The organism is Ruania alkalisoli (assembly GCF_014960965.1).
In the GTDB taxonomy this organism is placed as follows: Bacteria; Actinomycetota; Actinomycetes; order Actinomycetales; family Beutenbergiaceae; genus Ruania; species Ruania alkalisoli.
On sequence record NZ_CP063169.1, the window covers coordinates 3040491 to 3056332 of the forward strand.

16 protein-coding genes are annotated in these 15842 nt (G+C 69.0%); 2 read left to right on the plus strand and 14 right to left on the minus strand.

All coding sequences use genetic code 11. The features are described from left to right. The 10 genes from IM660_RS13560 to IM660_RS13605 form a co-directional block, all read right to left on the minus strand. Positions 1 to 1050 carry an aldose 1-epimerase gene (locus IM660_RS13560; protein WP_193496249.1) on the minus strand — a complete coding sequence of 350 codons (1050 nt, stop codon included), beginning with the start codon at positions 1048 to 1050 and terminating at the stop codon, positions 1 to 3. After that, entirely contained in the window at positions 1050 to 3143 is a 2094-nt protein-coding gene (locus tag IM660_RS13565) for a glucosidase family protein (RefSeq protein WP_193496251.1), read from the minus strand. The genes IM660_RS13560 and IM660_RS13565 overlap by 1 nt, the downstream gene beginning before the upstream one ends. A gap of 11 nt (positions 3144 to 3154) precedes the next feature. Further along, positions 3155 to 4120, minus strand: coding sequence for an acetylxylan esterase (locus IM660_RS13570; protein ID WP_193496253.1), 966 nt, complete (start codon positions 4118 to 4120; stop codon positions 3155 to 3157). Then, positions 4120 to 5382 carry an enolase C-terminal domain-like protein gene (locus IM660_RS13575; RefSeq protein WP_159619613.1) on the minus strand — a complete coding sequence of 421 codons (1263 nt, stop codon included), beginning with the start codon at positions 5380 to 5382 and terminating at the stop codon, positions 4120 to 4122. The genes IM660_RS13570 and IM660_RS13575 overlap by 1 nt, the downstream gene beginning before the upstream one ends. Beyond that, positions 5379 to 6206 (minus strand): SDR family oxidoreductase, encoded by an 828-nt coding sequence (locus tag IM660_RS13580; RefSeq protein ID WP_193496255.1) that lies wholly within the window; start codon positions 6204 to 6206, stop codon positions 5379 to 5381. Before IM660_RS13580 ends, IM660_RS13575 begins: the two co-directional genes overlap by 4 nt. Positions 6207 to 6215: 9 nt before the next feature. Next, the gene (locus tag IM660_RS13585) at positions 6216 to 7025 is read right to left on the minus strand and encodes a carbohydrate ABC transporter permease (RefSeq protein WP_193496257.1); all 810 of its coding nucleotides are present in this window, start codon (positions 7023 to 7025) and stop codon (positions 6216 to 6218) included. Position 7026: 1 nt separating this feature from the next. Next, positions 7027 to 7938 carry a carbohydrate ABC transporter permease gene (locus IM660_RS13590; protein ID WP_193499412.1) on the minus strand — a complete coding sequence of 304 codons (912 nt, stop codon included), beginning with the start codon at positions 7936 to 7938 and terminating at the stop codon, positions 7027 to 7029. Between the two features lie 100 nt (positions 7939 to 8038). Then, on the minus strand, positions 8039 to 9337 hold the full coding sequence (locus IM660_RS13595; protein WP_193496258.1) for an ABC transporter substrate-binding protein: 1299 nt from the start codon (positions 9335 to 9337) through the stop codon (positions 8039 to 8041). A 102-nt stretch (positions 9338 to 9439) separates the two neighbouring features. Beyond that, positions 9440 to 10135: a FadR/GntR family transcriptional regulator gene (locus IM660_RS13600; RefSeq protein WP_193496260.1), complete on the minus strand. Its 696-nt coding sequence runs from the start codon at positions 10133 to 10135 to the stop codon at positions 9440 to 9442. 88 nt (positions 10136 to 10223) lie between these two features. Beyond that, positions 10224 to 11375 carry a glycoside hydrolase family 183 protein gene (locus IM660_RS13605; protein WP_193496262.1) on the minus strand — a complete coding sequence of 384 codons (1152 nt, stop codon included), beginning with the start codon at positions 11373 to 11375 and terminating at the stop codon, positions 10224 to 10226. 235 nt (positions 11376 to 11610) lie between these two features. Here IM660_RS13605 and hisN point away from each other — a divergent pair, with 235 nt between their 5' ends. Continuing rightward, entirely contained in the window at positions 11611 to 12414 is an 804-nt protein-coding gene (gene hisN / locus IM660_RS13610) for a histidinol-phosphatase (RefSeq protein WP_193496264.1), read from the plus strand. A gap of 2 nt (positions 12415 to 12416) precedes the next feature. On the opposite strand, the gene IM660_RS13615 is transcribed toward hisN, so the two are convergent. Genes IM660_RS13615 through IM660_RS13625 form a run of 3 tightly spaced genes read right to left on the minus strand, consistent with a single transcriptional unit; the run spans position 12417 to position 14876 of the window. After that, positions 12417 to 12863, minus strand: a complete 447-nt coding sequence (locus IM660_RS13615) for a DUF6912 family protein (RefSeq protein ID WP_193496265.1) — start codon at positions 12861 to 12863, stop codon at positions 12417 to 12419. Between the two features lie 4 nt (positions 12864 to 12867). Continuing rightward, on the minus strand, positions 12868 to 14232 hold the full coding sequence (locus tag IM660_RS13620) for a CpaE/TadZ family protein (protein WP_193496267.1): 1365 nt from the start codon (positions 14230 to 14232) through the stop codon (positions 12868 to 12870). After that, positions 14229 to 14876, minus strand: a complete 648-nt coding sequence (locus IM660_RS13625; RefSeq protein WP_193496268.1) for a hypothetical protein — start codon at positions 14874 to 14876, stop codon at positions 14229 to 14231. The genes IM660_RS13620 and IM660_RS13625 overlap by 4 nt, the downstream gene beginning before the upstream one ends. 135 nt (positions 14877 to 15011) lie before the next feature. Here IM660_RS13625 and IM660_RS13630 point away from each other — a divergent pair, with 135 nt between their 5' ends. Next, a complete protein-coding gene (locus IM660_RS13630; protein WP_193496270.1) occupies positions 15012 to 15230 on the plus strand; it encodes a helix-turn-helix domain-containing protein in 219 nt (72 codons plus the stop codon). Positions 15231 to 15234: 4 nt separating this feature from the next. Here IM660_RS13630 and IM660_RS13635 read toward each other — a convergent pair whose 3' ends face one another. Next, a complete protein-coding gene (locus tag IM660_RS13635) occupies positions 15235 to 15741 on the minus strand; it encodes a hypothetical protein (protein ID WP_193496272.1) in 507 nt (168 codons plus the stop codon). Positions 15742 to 15842 lie beyond the last annotated feature (101 nt).

A 15842-nucleotide genomic window follows, 5' to 3' on the forward strand; every position in this document is an offset into this window, starting at 1 on the left:
TCAGACCTGATCGACGGTGCCGCCGGGACCGACCAGCCGCACCCGGCCGTGGGGAACGAACGTGGTGGCCTCGATCCGTGTGGACCGGGCCTCTCCCCCGGCCAGCTGAACCAGGTTCGCACCCTGGGATCTCGCGTGGGCGATGCCGTGGCCGGGGATCGTCGACGCCGGCTCGATCGCCGTGACGTATACCTCGCCCCACCATGGCGCACCGCCGCTGGCCCGCAGCTCCTGCCAGTACCAGGCGTGCGGGAACAGCTCCGCATCCCACCTCAGCCCCACCCCGAGCTCGATCTCGGGGTTCACCATCGCGTACCAGCCGGCGCCAGCGAAGTCGCCCAGATAGGCGAGGGTGGCCCGCGGCGCACTGGGGATGCGGGAGAAGTCGGCCGGTTCCCGGCCCGCCGGTGGCACCGGATGCGGCCAGTCGCCTCTCGCCGAGGGCTGCAGATCGGCACCGGCGTCGGAGGCGTCGGCAGTGATTGTGGTGGCGCTGGTGTAGATCCGGGTGGACGGCCCGATCAACGGGGCGCCGAATGCTGGGTGGTGGGACCACATGATCTCGATCGGGTCGGGGCTCGTGTTCGTCACCGCCTCGTCGATACTGAGCACGGGCCCACTGACGGCGACCCTGCGCTCGATCTGCAAGGGAGCCCTGGTCAATCGGGTGCGCAGGCGGGCGTACGCTTCGCCGTCAGCAGCGCCGGAATCCACCAACTGCCAGGGGATCCGGGAGGCCTCCCCGTGCCAGCCCCAGGTCAGTCCGCCGGGAGCCTCGCTCGCGTCGCCACCGTTGGGGCACAGCAACTGCCAGCCACCGCAGTAGCGCTCCAGCCACTCGGCCTCGTCCTCGGCGTTCCAGCGTCCGGAACCGTAGGGGGGCATTGCCCACGGGGTCTTCCAGAGCACGTCCACGCCGGTGCGGCGGTCGATCAGGGCGTGCACGTCGCAGCCCTGCTGGGGCAGCAGCGTCACCTCGAGATCGTCACTCCTGAGGCGCAGCCCGGTCCATCCGTTGCCGAGGTCGGTCTCGGTCACCTGCGCGGTCATCAGGATTCCTTCCGGTCGTTGGTGTGCGCAACGGCCCGGCCGCCGACGATGTCGTAGCTCGTGCCGGCCACGTGCAGGCCGCGTAGTGCCGCGTGCGGATCGAGCTGGTCCACCCAGCCGTCGGTGGACACGCTCCCGTCCATGCCGACGTGCACGCCGAAGATCCCGCCGATCACCAGTTCTACGAACGACCCGGCCGAGGAGCATGACCAGTCGATCAGGTACGGGAACTGAGGCGGCGTCTTACGTGCTCCACCGTTGACCGGCGGCGCTGCCTCCTCCACGAAGTGCGCCTGCCCGGGCGGGCCCTGATTGGCGGTGCGAGCCAGGCCCGGCAGCCAGTCCGCCACCACCTCCGGGTGCCCGAGGGCGATCGCTGCCCGGGCTGAGTCCGGCGGCCAGGCGGGGTAGGCACCGTTCCACTGGTGGTCGGCTCGCAGCGAGTAGCCCGCGTCCGGGTCCGAGGGTGCGAGCGCCCGCATCCACGACGGTGTGCGCAGCTCCGTGTCGAAGAAGCGCACCATCTCCTCGCGCACCTGCTTGGGCAGATCTGCTGCGATGGTCGTGCCGACGGTGGCGAAGTCGTAACAGTGCTTGGTGGGCACCAGGGTGCCGTCCGGCTGCCGGGCGTGGAAGTGGCCCGCCCCGGGGATGTAGAGGTCGCGCACGAGTGCCACCAGGTCCTCGGCATCGGCCCGCAGCCGCGCGGCTTCGGCCGTCTCGCCGTCCAGATCGGCGATCTCGGCCGCCGTCCGCAGGCACCACACATTGGCGGCATTCAGGCTGGCTACCTCGTGCACGTAGGAGCTGACGCACTCAAGCAGGTTGTCGATCTCGCCGTAGTCGGCCAGGCCGCTGGCCGAGCGGAGGGTGTGCCAGTGGCGCGCCCAGGAACGCACATGGTCACGCAGGGGGCGAGTGACGCCGTCGGGGGTGGTGAGCTCTTCATCCAAGAAAGCCCGGTCGCCGGTGAAGGCGAGGTAGTCCCGCACCAGTCGGGTCATGGCGTAGTGGTTGACCGAGTACCAGTAGCCGACCGGGCCGCCGGTGAGCCACTCGGTGCCGAAGTGCTGCTCGATGTCCAAGCCCACCCAGTGCGCGATCTGACGGCGCATCACGGCCGGGTCGAGCTGGGCGTGAACGTGGGAGGAGAGGGAGTAGTCCCAGATGAACGTCGTGGTCTGCCAGTACCGGGGCATCAGGGTGTCGTAGGTGCGCCCGAGCACCGAGGCCGGGTTGTCCCGGCGGAACCAGAGCACCCCGACGGCGCCCCACCAGTAGAGCCGGCGCAGGTCCGCGTCGCTGGTGTCCAGGACCGGAAGTGCGCCGGAGAACTCAGGATTCGTCGGATCGAAGAGCGCCGCGAGCGAGGAGTTCCAGGACGTCTCGCTCTGCGCCACCGCCTGCGAGGCGCCGGCCACCATCGCATCGGCCGCGGCCCGGGCGTGTTCCTCCTGTGCCGAGATCGCATGCACGTAGTCCCAGGTAAGGCTCTGGCCGGCACCGACGTTCACCGTCGCCTCCACCACGCGCGCTCCCCCGGGGATCACCTCGGCACCCTGGGGAACCACCAGCTCCTGCACGGCCCAGGCACTGCCGTCGGTGCCGGTGACCCGGGTTCCCGTACGCTCCACCCGGTTGGGTGCGTGCGGTGGCTCGGCCCGGCTCCACGGCGCGGCCTGCGTGACGGCAGTGGCCAGCCACACGCCGAGGCGCAACTGCCGCTCCTGTGCGGCCGTGTTGGTGACCTCGAGCCGCACGTGCACTCCTGGTTGCCCGGCGGGGCACACGGTCGCGGTGCGCAGCTCCCAGCCCTCGATCGTGGTGCGCCGATCCACCCGGTCCGGGCGCCACCGGGTGTGGACCGGTTGCCCGTAGGAGCGGGCGAGCCTCCCCCCGAGGTAGAGCTGCCCGGTGATGGTGTCTCCCTGAGCCACGGGTGGCACGTTGAGGCTGCGGACGGCGAGGACGTCGTGGTCGACCTGGGCGGTGGCCCAGTGGTTGGTCAGCCCGGGCGGATTCACCATGTCGTCGAAGGCGTCGAGCACCTCTTCGGATGCGAGGTCGGCGCAGGTGGGGATGAGCGGGTTCATGGGTCTCGCAATCACGTGAGCAGGTCGGTGAGCCAGGCGGCCAGGTGCGCGTCGTCGTCGGCACCTCCCGCCTCGTGGCCGTTCCACGGCCACACCCGCAACTCGGGGGCGGTGGGCATGACGTTGATCGCCCCGAAGATCCCCGACGGCGGGCAGGTGGCATCCATCAGCCCCACCGAGACCCAGGCCGGGCAGGCGATCCGGGGCGCCAGGTGGGAGACGTCGATGTGTTCGAGTACGGCCAGCACCTGCTCAGCCGTGCCGCGGTGGACCGCCAGGTACCCGGAGAGCTCACCGTAGGGCGGCAGATCGGTGAGCGAGGCGGCACGGGCGATTCCGCACAGGAACGGCGCCCGGGCCGCAGTAGCAGCCACCAGCGGGTGCAGCGCGGCCGCGGCCAGGGCGAGCGCACCGCCTTGACTGTGCCCGACCGTCGCGATCCGGGCCGGGTCTGCTCCGGGCAGGTGCCGGACGGCGTCCACGGCACGGACCGCATCGGTGGCCAGCCGCCGGAAGTACAGGTGGTCGGGGTGGTCCACCCCGCGGGTGAGCATCCCAGGGGCAGCCGGGCCGGACCCGTGCGGGTCGGCTGTCGCACCGGCGTTCCAGGTACTGCCCTGCCCACGCGTGTCCATGACCAGCTGCGCGAACCCGTGGCTGACCCAGTGCAGCCGCTCATGCACGAGTCCGCGGCCGCCGCCGTAGCCGAGCATCTCGATCACGACCGGGCGCTGCCCCGGCACACCTCGCGGAAGCAGCCACCATGCCTTCACCGGCTCGCCCGCGAAGCCGGGGAAGGTGACGTCGTAAGCGTCAACGGTCATCAGACCCGAGGACGCAGGCAGGCACTCCACCTCTCCGCCGGCCGAGCGCGCCTCGTCAAGCGTGCGGTCCCAGAACTCCTCCAGGCCCGTTGGTGCCGGGCGCTGGTTCCGGTAGGTACGCAGCTGCTCGAGCGGCAGATCGAACAGTGTCATCAGCGCCTCGCGTACTCGGCCGCGAGCGCCTCCGGCAGGCGGTCCTCGCGGGGGTCGGCGAAGGAGGTGTTCGGAAGCAGCGGGTACCAGCCCGGGCGGCCGGGGTCGCGGTCATAGGGGTAGTCGCCGAGCTCGCGGTACAGCTCGGCGTACTCGGCCACCTTGTCCCGGTCGAGTTTCACCCCGAGCCCGGGTTCGGTGGGGACGGTCATCTTCCCGTTCACGTACGGGCGTTTGCCTCCCTGCACGACGTCGTCAAGCAGGTGGTGATAGTGGGCATCGGCCGCGTAGGTCAGGTTCGGCACGGCCGCACCCAGGTGCAGCATGGTGGCGAGCTGAATGCCCAGCTCGCCGGAGGAGTGGACGGCCACGCCGAGGGAGAACGCCTCGCAGATCGCGGCGGCCTTCAGGCAGGGCCGGATCCCGCCCCAGAAGGTGGTGTCGAGCAGGACGACGTCGACGGCCGGGTTGAGGATGGTGGTGGCCAGCTGCTCGGTGTTGACGACCACGGTGTTGGTGGCGAGCAGGATGTGGGTGTTCTCGCGTACCTGCCGCATCCCCGGCAGCGAGTAGACCGGATCCTCGAGGTAGTCGTTGGGCAGATCCTCGATCGCCTTCGCGAACCGGATCGACTCCCCCACGCTCAGGGCCCCGTTCGGGTCGTAGCGCAGCTTGTCCGCCGGTCCCATCGCCTCGGCGAGCGCCTGGTAACCCGCCAGTTCGTGGTCGGTGTCGAAGACGCCACCCTTGAGCTTGTGCACCCGGAATCCGTGATCCTCCCGCAGGCGCTGCGCCTCGGCGACGAGCTGCTCGTTCGTTCGTACCTCACCGGTGCCGTCCGGGCCCGGATAGCGGTAGAAGAGGTAGGAGGCGAACTCCACCTCCTCGCGCACCTTCCCGCCGAGCAAGGCGTGCACGGGCAGGCCCGCCTGCTGGCCCACGAGATCGAGGCAGGCGAACTCGATCGCGGCGAGCAGTTGGGTGCGGTTGTTGTACAGGCTCGCTGTCGGGTTGGCGATCATGAACCGCAAGGCCTCGGTATCGGCGGGATCGTGCCCCACCAGGTAGTCGGTCAAGCCGGTGACCGCAGCCTCAGCACTCTGTCCGCCGCCGCCGAGCTCACCGAGACCGATCAGGCCGTTGTCGGCCTCCACCTCCACGATGGTGCGCACGAAGCGGCCCCAGTGAGCACCGTTGGAGTGCCGCAACGGTGCCTCCAACGGGACCGTCACGGTTGTCGCCCGGATGGCGGCGATCTTCATGAGTCCTCCTTGCCGAGCGCGACGGCGTTGCCCGCCGTGAGCCCACCGTCCACCTTCACGTCCGCACCGGTCACGAACGACGACCTGTCGCTGAGCAGGTAGGCGACGACGTCACCGACCTCCTCGGGGCGTGCGACCCGGCCGAGGGGGTGCGCACGTCCCCAGTCGGCCACGATCGCGTCGACGGCTGAAGGATCTGCCGGACCCTCGCCCGCGACCTGCAATCCTGCCGCCCACCGCAGCATCGGTGTATCGACCGACCCTGGGCAGACGGCGTTCACACGGATCCCGTCGGCGGCATGGTCGATGGCCATCGCCCGGGTCAGGGAGAGCAGTGCACCCTTGGTGGCGGAATAGGCGGCGACCTGCTGCTGGGCGACGTAGGCCTGGACCGAGGACACCAGCACGACGGCTCCGCCGCCACCATCGCGGATCAGTGGCACGGCCAGATGCGCCGCCAGAAAGGCGCCACGGACGTTGACAGCCATCACCCGGTCGAAGGTGGCCATCGCGTCCTCGTCCGCGACCGTGCCATACGTCTGGATACCGGCCGCACAGACCAGGCCCTGGACGGGCTCGCCACGGTGAGCTGCGTCGTCGGCGATCGTGACGAATGCCTGGCGCATCGAAGTCGCCTCGGTGACGTCCGCCACCACGGGCACGACCTGCTCAGGTGTACTGGCGGAGAGCGCCGTCACACCGCCGGAGTCACGGTCGAGGGCGTAGACGCGGCGGCCATCGTCGGTGAGCCGGCCGACGACGCCTGCGCCGATCCCGGCACCTGCGCCGGTCACGATGACCGATCCGGTGTGGGTGTCTGTCACGAGAACCTCCTAGAACTGGCCGAGGGAGAGGCCGCGGGTGAACACACGCTGGGTCGCGAGGAAGAGCACCACGGTGGGCAATGAGACCAGCAGACCACCGGCCAGCACGGTCGACATCGCCGACCCGCCGTAGGTGGACTGCAGGGCCGAGAGCGCGGTGATGATGGGGCGCACCTCGGCCGATTGGGTGAGCGTGAGGCCGAGGAGCAGGTCGTTCCAGATGAACGTGGCCTGCAGGATGAACACGGCGATCAGCGCCGGTAGGGCCATCGGCAGGTAGATGGCGACGAAGATCCGCAGTGTGGAGGCACCGTCCACCACCGCGGCCTCGAAGACCTGGTGGGCGATCCCGGTGAAGAAGTTGCGCATCACGAACGCCGAGAACGGAACCGCGATCACCGTGTACACGAGGATCATCCCGACGCGGGTGTTGAACAGGCCCGTCTCGGCGTAGCCGACGAAGAGCGGCATCAGGATCATCTGCAGCGGGAAGATCGAGGATGCGAAGATCACCACGAACCAGGCGAATCCGTGCCGCAGCCGCAAAGCGACGATCGAGAATCCGGCCGCAGCGCCGACGATCACCGCGATCAGCGGGGAGACGATCGCGTAGGTGGCGGTGGAGAGCAGACCACCGGAGAGCTTGCCGCGCTCGAAAGCCTCCGCGAAATTGGCCCACAGCCCGCCGAGTGTTCCCGGTTCCCACAGCCCGTAGTCACCGAACTCGGCCGGCAGCTTGGAAGCATTGGCGAGCAGCAGGTAGACCGGTACGAGCCAGAGGATGCCGAGAATCCCGAGAATGAGTCGTCGCAATGCCATCTCATGCCCCCCGGGAGTCGGCGAGCTGACGGCGCAGGTACAGGATGGAGGCCAGCACCGTCACCACGGTCAGGAACAGGGCCACGGCGGCGCCGAGCCCGTAGGAGTTGTTCACGAACGTCTCCTTGAACATGGTCAGCGCGAGGGTCTCCGAGACCCGTCCCGGACCGCCCTTGGTCATGCCCCAGATGACGTCGAACGTCTTGAGGCTCCCGACGATCGCCAACCCCACCACGACCGTGGTCAGCGGGGCAAGCATCGGCCAGGTCATGGTGCGAAAGAGTGTGAATCCGCTGGCGCCGTCCACCCGGGCTGCCTCGATCGGCTCCTTCGGGATGGACTGCAGGCCGATTCCGAAGAGCAACGCGTTGACGCCGGCGCCCTGCCAGGTGGAGGCGCCGATCATCACGAAGGTGTTGAGCGGTCCGTCCAACAGCCATCGCAGCTCCGAACCCGGCAGGTGCAGGAACTCCAGAGCCTGGCTGAGCGCGCCGTTCGTCTGGAGCACGAAGGACCAGATCACTCCGACGGCGACCCCGGAGACGGCGTATGGGATCAGGAACGGCAGCCGGAACCAGGTGGCTTTGGGCATGCCGTGGCTGAGCGTGGCGATGAGCAGACCCAGGCCGACGGGGAGGGCGATCGTGCCGACCACCCAGAACAGCGTGTTGCGGATCGAGGTGAGGAACTCCGGATCGGCGAACATCTCCCGGTAGTTCTCGAGCCCGACCCAGGTTGGATCACCGAGACCGTTGTACTCGGTGAAGCTGATGTAGGTGGTCCAGATGAACGGCAGGTACAGGACGACGGCCACGAGCAGCACCGACGGCGCTACGAAGCCGATACTCGAGAGCCGGTAGGCGTTCTTCGGCCGGCTGGCAGCCTGCAGCTCGGCCTGCCGGGGGGTGGGCATGGTCACGGCGGGGTCTCCTCCTTGAGAGCGGCCGGGGCAGGGAGTGTCCGGATGCCGGGCCGGATGGTCCGGCCCGGCACCGCAGCGGTCACCTTGGCCGTCAGCCCTGGTCGGCCCAGTACGCGTCGGCCTCGGCCTGGATGGCTTCCAGGTGCCCCATCGGGTCGTCATTGTTGGTGACGAACGCGCCGAACTCCTCGGCCGCCACCGTGTAGATCGGCGTCGGGGTTGCTTCCAGGTAGCGGCGCAGCTGCTGATACCCGTCCCCGGTGACCTGCGCGGTGATCTCCGCGAGCGCCTCGTCGGTCACAGTCGCGTTCGGGTTGAACGAGACGTCACCGCGAGAGTCGCTCCAGGCGGACTGTGCGTCCGTTCCCATCCACCAGGCGCTGTAGTCGAGGGCAGCCTGTTCGTTCTCGCTGTCGGTGCCCACGCACAGCGGTCCAGTCTCGACGACGACGGGGGTGTCAGCCAGGCCGGGGTCGACGCTGGGCAGGACGAACATGCCGTAGTCCTCTCCGGAGACCATCCCGAGGTCGGTGAGCTGACCGGTGAAGAATGTGCCGAAGTAGGCCATCGCGGTCTCACCGGTCTGCAGCAGTGTCTGCGGGTCGGTGGTCACGCCCGGGTCGATGAAGTAGCCATCGGACTGCATCTGATGCCAGGTCTCCATGGCCTCGACCACTGTCGGGTCGGTGTAGGAGACCGACCCGTCGGACAGGCCGTCGTACGCCTCGGGGTCCATCCCGGCAAGGATCGCCTGGAACCAGACGAACTCGAAGATGATGTTCATCTGGTGCAGGGGAACCACCCCGGCGTCGACGAGCGTGTTAGCGACCGCGGTGAACTCCTCCCACGTGGTCGGCACGTCCAGTCCGTGCTCGTCGAAGACGTCCTGGTTGTAGTAGATGACCCAGTAGACGACGTTGAGGGGCACGCAGTACTGCTTGCCGTCGTAGGTGTAGTTCGCGGCCAGATCCTCGCTCACATAGCCGTCGGCGATCGCCTGGTCCCAGATGTCGGTGGTCTCAGCCACCAGGCCCTGCTCGACCAGTTCGCCGAGTCGATCCCCGGTGTGCCAGGTGAACAGATCGGGTCGCTCATCGGTGCGGAAGGACTGTTTGATGAACGCGTCGTAGGCGGTCGGGTCAGAGTAGCCGGTGAACGACAGCTGCGGGGCGAGGCCATCCGAGGCAGTGTTCATGTCCTCGAAGGAGGGTTCCCAGGCAGCCTTGTCGGTGAAGAAGTCGAGGGTGACCTCGGCGCTGCTGCCATCGTCACCGTTTCCGTCTCCGTTTCCGCCATCTCCCGGCTCGGGGACATCGCCGCCGGAGCATGCGGACAGGGCGAGGGCTGCCCCGGTGAGCAGGGCGAGGCCGGTCGTGGTTCTGCTTCTCATGTGTCTGACACCTCTTCGTGTGAGCGGACGTGGATGGGTTCGCTGGACTACCGCCGTGGCGTCCGGCCCCGGCAGTGGTGTGGATGTGGTGTGGTCGCGAGCTCAGCGACGCCGGGCTCGGATCACCTCGACGACGTGGTCGAGGTGGGAGTAGGCGGCGTCACGGGCCGCCTCGGGTTCGCCGCGCCGCACGCAGCCGGCGAGGTGGGCATGTTCGGCGTGGTCATCGTCGGCGTCGCCGTGCAGACGAAGGATCTCGCGCTGGTCCTCGGCGTGGATGAGCACGATGGAGTCCAGCACCTCCACGAGCACGCTGTTCCCGCCGGCTGCGGCCACGGCCCTGTGGAAGTCGAGGTTGGTCAGCCACAGGCGGTCGTCCCCGGAGGCGATCTGGGCCTGCGCCTGGGCGAGCGTCTCGTCCATGAGCGCAATCCCCGCGGGGTCGCGGACCTCGGCCGCGAGCATCGCCAGCGAGGGCTCGATCTGCCGGCGTGCCTCCAGCAACTCGACCAACTGATCGGCGTCGGGGCGCGACTGCAGCGGGTTGGCGAGGACCCGGCGTCCGGCGTTGGGTCCGACGTAAATACCGGACCCGTGCCGGAAGTCGACCATGCCGAGACCTTCCAGGCGGCGCAGGGCTTCTCGCATCGTCGGAACGGCGACGTCGAACCGGGCGGCGAGCGCCTTCACCGACTCCAGCGGATCGCCCGTGCGCAGTCCTTCGCTCTCCACGAGGGCGACGACCGCCTGCGCCAGGTCGCTGGAGAGCGTGCGCCGAAAGGAATGAACCGAAGTCATAAAGTCATCTAATCACTTGAGGACGAAGTTGGCAAGGTGCCACCGATCGTCACTCAGCCCGACTGTGAGCGACGATCGGTGACGCGCACTACTCGAGGTCGAGGGACAGCTCCACGAACCGCGGCCGGTAGATCGTGACGTCCTCGTACAGCTCGGAGGAATCGAAGCTGTTGACGTTGTACGTCAGCACCGTGGTGAAGGAATCGTCGTCGGCTGTCCGCAGCTCGGGGTGCTCGTGAGCGTTGTAGGCGAAGATGTTCGGGTTCCCGTAGCTGCCGCCTGCACCGACCTCCGGCATCTCGTAGACCGTGCCGATCGGCTCGAACGGGCCGGTCGGTGAGCATCCGACGTAGCCGACGATGTTCCGGCTGAAGATCTCGTGCGTGTCCTGGGTGAGGAGAAGGTACCCGTCCGCGAGGGCGGCCACGCTGAACTCGTTGGCCACGCCGTCCATCAGCCGGGTAGTGCGGGACTCATCCCAGCTCCACCGGTTACCGGCCCAGAACCGCCAGGGCTGGGTCAGGTCGGCCCCCCGCACCCGCGCCACGTGCAGGTACTTCTCCGCACCCAGGTCCTCGACGCCGTAGATGTAGGTGTACCGGCCCGCCGGCTCGATCCAGCTCGCCCACTGCACCCCGGACTCCGACGGCAGGTCGGTCAGATCCAGCAGTTCGAAGGTGTCCGGATCGAACCGGGCCAAGTGGTTGCTCTCCCAGCCGAAATCGAAGGCGCCGCCCCCGCCGTACCAGAACTGCAGAGCCGTGAGCTGGATCGTGCCGTCGTCGGCCTGCAGCCCGTCGCCGACCCAGTACCACCCGCCGTCCTCGGGCGGTTCGATCAGTGAGGCCGGGTTCTCGTCCGTGCCCCCGGTGACCGTGGTGAGACTCCCGCCATCGGACACGACGAAGCTGTTGTTCAGGAAGGGCGTCTCCAGCGGCCGCGTCCCACCCTCGTGGACCGGACCGAGGAAGGTGTCAGAGAAGACCCATACGGTGCGGCCGTCCGCGAGTGGGATGGAGTACGTGGAGTCCCCGCCGGTCCAGCCCACACCGGAATCGCCGTAGTCGGCGAAGTCAGCCTCCAGGTCAGCATGCACCGTCGCACTGGTGGCGATGTCAGCATCCACCAGATCGCAGCGGGCGGAGGGTCGATCATTGTCCGCGGACGCGGGTGCCGCGATGGCGGCAACCAGGGCGGTCGCGCCGACCGCCGCAGCACCGAGGGCTCGGGCATATCGCATGAAGATGGCTCCTTTGCCAGATGGAACACGAGAAATGACTAAGTCATCACATCACTTGATCACTCGCTTGACAAGTCCCCACCTGCGCTGACCCCCAAACCCCTTGCCCCAGGCGAACCAGGGTCGAACCGGCGCCGCGGTGGTGTCCGTGGCGGACAAGGGAGTTCGGCGGTGTCTGCACGCAGTGCCCGTGCGCCTGTCCGTCCCCCGCCTTCCCCCGCGATACGTTGCCGCCATGGCCTCCACGAATGACGCCCCCCGCTACGACGACGATCTCCGGCTGGCGCACGTGATCGCCGACCAGGTGGACGCTCAGACGATGTCCCGCTTCAAGGCGCTCGACCTGACCGTGGAGAGTAAGCCCGACACCACCCCGGTCACCGATGCGGACCGCTCCGGCGAGGAGATCGTGCGCTCACAGTTGGCACGCGCACGCCCGCGCGACGCCGTTCTGGGTGAGGAGTTCGGCAGCACCGGCCACGGACCCCGCCAGTGGGTGATCGACCCGATCGACGGCACGAAAAACTTCGTCCGCGGGGTTCCGGTCTGGGCCACGTTGATCTCGCTGATCGACGACGGCCAGCCGGTCCTGGGCGTCGTGAGCGCACCGGCTCTGAACCGCCGGTGGTGGGCTGCCCTCGGCTCCGGCGCCTGGACGGGCCGGTCACTGTCGAAGGCATCGCGTCTGCACGTCTCCGGGGTACGGGAGATCACCGATGCCTCGCTGTCCTACTCCAGCCTGGGCGGCTGGGAGCAGCTCAACCTGATGGACGAGTTCCTGATGCTGGAGGCCAGCTGCTGGCGCAGCCGCGCCTACGGCGACTTCTGGTCCTACATGCTCGTGGCCGAGGGCGCAGTGGACATCGCCTGCGAACCGGAGCTGGAGCTGTACGACATGGCTGCGCTGGTGCCGATCGTCACCGAGGCGGGCGGCCGGTTCACCTCACTCGAGGGAGTCGACGGCCCGTTCGGCGGCAACGCCCTGGCCACCAACGGGCTGCTGCACGAGGAAGCCCTCACGCAGCTCACCCGGCACTGACCTCACCGCTCGCCGAGCAGCGTCTCGCGTTCGGTCACGTCATACCAGAGCAGGTCTTCCTCCCCGACGGCGCTGATCGCCTGCGCCTCTCCGGCCACCGCGCGCTCGAGCAGGTCCCGCACGTGCGCTTCGCCGGAGTCGACGTGAAAGCTCACGACGTCGGTCCACGTGAGATCAGGCACGTGCACTCGGGCGAGCTCCTCACCCGGTGTGGCCGCGGTGTCGGGAACATCGGCTGCTGCCACGACCCGCCGCAACGGCGCCCCGTCAGCGAGCAGGCGGAGCGAGTCCTCGGCAGCGAGGACCAGGGCGGCATATTCGGCCATCTCCTCGTCGGCGTCGGTGCCGAGGGCCTGGCGGAGGGAGGTGGTCACCGCTCGGGCCGGACGTGCGATGAGCCCGTCAGAGCTGTCGAGGTCGTCGAGGGTGGCACCGAGGTAGACGCGCATGGGTTCAGTCTGCCCTACGGCGCCGCCAGAGCCGGCCACGGTTCTCCCGCCGCTCCCGACGGCGTCCCATCAGTGGCGCGGGTCGGCCCGCCTCGTCCGTGAGCCGGCGGGCGAGATCGCGCACCGCCAGCCGGGCCGGGGACATCGGCCCAGCACTGCGCCAGGTACTGGCCGTCAGCAACGCCCGGTCGGCCAGGGCCCGATCGTCCGGCACCAGCACAGGCTCGGCAACCCCGGCGAAGCGATGCAGCGCCTCGGCCACCGACAGCTCCGGATGCGGTCCGGCGGCGGACAGCCGCAACCGGTTGACCACGGTACGACGGTCAGGGAGGCCAGGGACGTCGTCGAGATCCAGTAGTGCCTGCACCAGCCGTTCCAGTCCGATCGGCTCGGCCGCACCAACCACCAGCAGGTCGTCCGCACCGGCGTACAAGGCGTGGGCCACCGCATTGCGACCGGGACCGAAGTCGAACCCCGCCTCGTCATCGGGCACGAGCACCGGCGCCTCCACCACGACCCAGTCGACGCGTGAGCGCAGCTCGGCCAGGACCACCTCCAGGCTCTCGGGCCCGATTTCGCGCCATCGTGCGGCCCGAGCCAGTCCGGTGAGCACGCGCAGCCGGTCACCGACCGGAACGAGCAGGCGCTCCAGAGCGGCCTGGTCGAGGCTGCCACGGTCGGCGGACCTGATCGCGGCAGACAAGCCAGCGGTGTCGGCGACCAATCCGAGGGTCTGGGCGATCGCCCCACCCCAGAGGTCGGCGTCGACGAGTACCACCTCGTGGCGGGCGGCGGCGAGCTCGTCGGCCAGGGCGACCGCGAGCGTGGTGCGCCCGGGAGATCCAGGGGCACCGGTCACGACCACCATCCGAGCGGGCTCACGCTCACCGTGCGGTATCGGTTCGCTGCCTTCCGCTGACGTCTCGGACTCAGGCTCCGGTTCACCGGGGCCGGGCAGATCGTCCACCATCGCGTCCGGCACCGTGCCCGGGGCGGCGGCGTCCGCGCCGGTTGCCGGGTCGGGCACCCGAGCCGGAACCCCGGCGGCGAGTGCCTCGATCGCCGGTAGCGGGTCCGCCCCGCGCACGACCGGCATCGCCCCGAGATCGGCGTAGGTGGTGCGCTCCCTCTCGTCACAGAGCACCACGGCGGAGGTGCCGGCCGATCGAAGCCGAGCCACGATCCGGCGGTCCACCGGATCGTCGGCATCGAGCACGGCCACGGCACCCAGTCCCGCCGCGGCGGCAGCCACGAGTTCGGTGAGGTCGGCGCAGCGGCGCACCACCGTCAGGTCGCTGCGCCGCTCGATGCGTCCGAGCAGATCCGCTTCAACGGTGCCGGAGAGTGCCAGCAGCACACCCGTGCTCACGCCGCGCCGCTCCCGGGCAGCGGCACCACCGCGATCGGCGCGTCGGCGCTGGTCGCGGCGAGCACGCCCGGCAGGTCCGCGACGTCGACCAGGAGGTGAGCCTGCATGGTTCCAGGTCCAGCGAACAAGGAGGTGTCCTCGGCGATGGCCGCCACCTCGACAGCCTCTACCAGCAGCTCAGGCTCTCCTTCCGCGGCAGCGCCAGCAGAGGCGTCGTCGGGCATGGTCACCCACAGATCGACCTGAGAGCCCGGTGCGATCGTCTCCGCCAGGGCCGCGGTGATCGGGACGGCCACTGTGCGTACGTCCACGCCGGCTGCCGGTCCGACCGCGGACATGGGAACCATCTCACCGGCGTGCACGGTGCGGGTGATGACGAGCTCCTCCTCGGGTAGCTGGCCGGGAAGGAGGTAGAGGTCCTGTGCGCCTGCGAGCCCAACCTGGATGACGGCCAGGTCCTCGACCTCCAGCGGCTCCCCCGGCGTCAGCACCTCGGGGGCGGCATACACCTCAACCGTCCGGTTCGCTTCGCCGACGATCCAGCTACCCAGTGCCACCGACCCGGCGACGAGCAGCACACCCAGACCCAGTCGTGGATCACGCCAGCTCGGTCGCCGCAGACCCGTGGTCGTCGTCGTGGTCATCGCTCCCCCTCACGTCGGTCAATGGCCACCCATGGTGCCAAAGAGCGACCCCTCCGTGTGGGCAACCCCCGAGTTGTCCACAGGAAGGAAGGATGGCGTCCCGCGCGACCTCGCTCAGATGGAACACTAGAGACCATGGACCAGCGGTTCCTCTCCCTCGCCGACGTCACCGAGATCCTGCAGATCACGATGTCGCAGGCGCGCGCTCTCGTGCGCAGCGGCGAGCTCCGCGCCATCCAGATCGGAGGCAAGGGAGTCTGGCGGGTCGAGAACTCCGAGTTGGAGGCCTACATCGAGCGCATGTACGCGCAGACCGCCGATCGGCTGCGCTCCGGGGACTCCGGCATCGACTGAGGCGTCAGGTCGACTCGACGCTGAGCAGCCCCGACCACGTCAAGGTCACCGTGGCATGCGCTGTCAGCATGTCCAGATGATCGGCCCCCACCCGGGTCAACCGACCGCGGTGGTCGCCGGCGAGACTGCGCACCATGACATCCGCTCCATCGGCGGCGAGCGCCCGTAGCGCGTGCCCGAGGCCGAGGCGCGCCTCGATCGGGCCCGGCTCAGGCGCTCGTGGCCCGAGCGGCCAGGCAGCCACGACGGCGTGGGCTGGGATCAGGCACCGTCGCTCACCCAGCGCGAGCCTCACCCAGGATCGGGTGGCCTCCAGCACTGTGCCGGATCTGTCAGACCCGTCGGCAAGGCGCACAGTCAACACCTCCCCGCGGCGAGCGCGGCACCGGTCGATCCACTCGATCCCTGCCACCTCGGCCTGAACCAGTTCGGCCAGCTCGGCGTCGGAGTCGGCTTGCAGTGCGGCGTCGAACTGCGCCTGCAGCTCGGCGAAAACGTCGTCCCAGCGCATCGGACCAGGGTACGGACTTGTCCACATCGCATCCGGTGAACTCGACATCCGCTCACAACCCATGTACATGTAGTTCCACGCATTGTCACGTACCGACACGA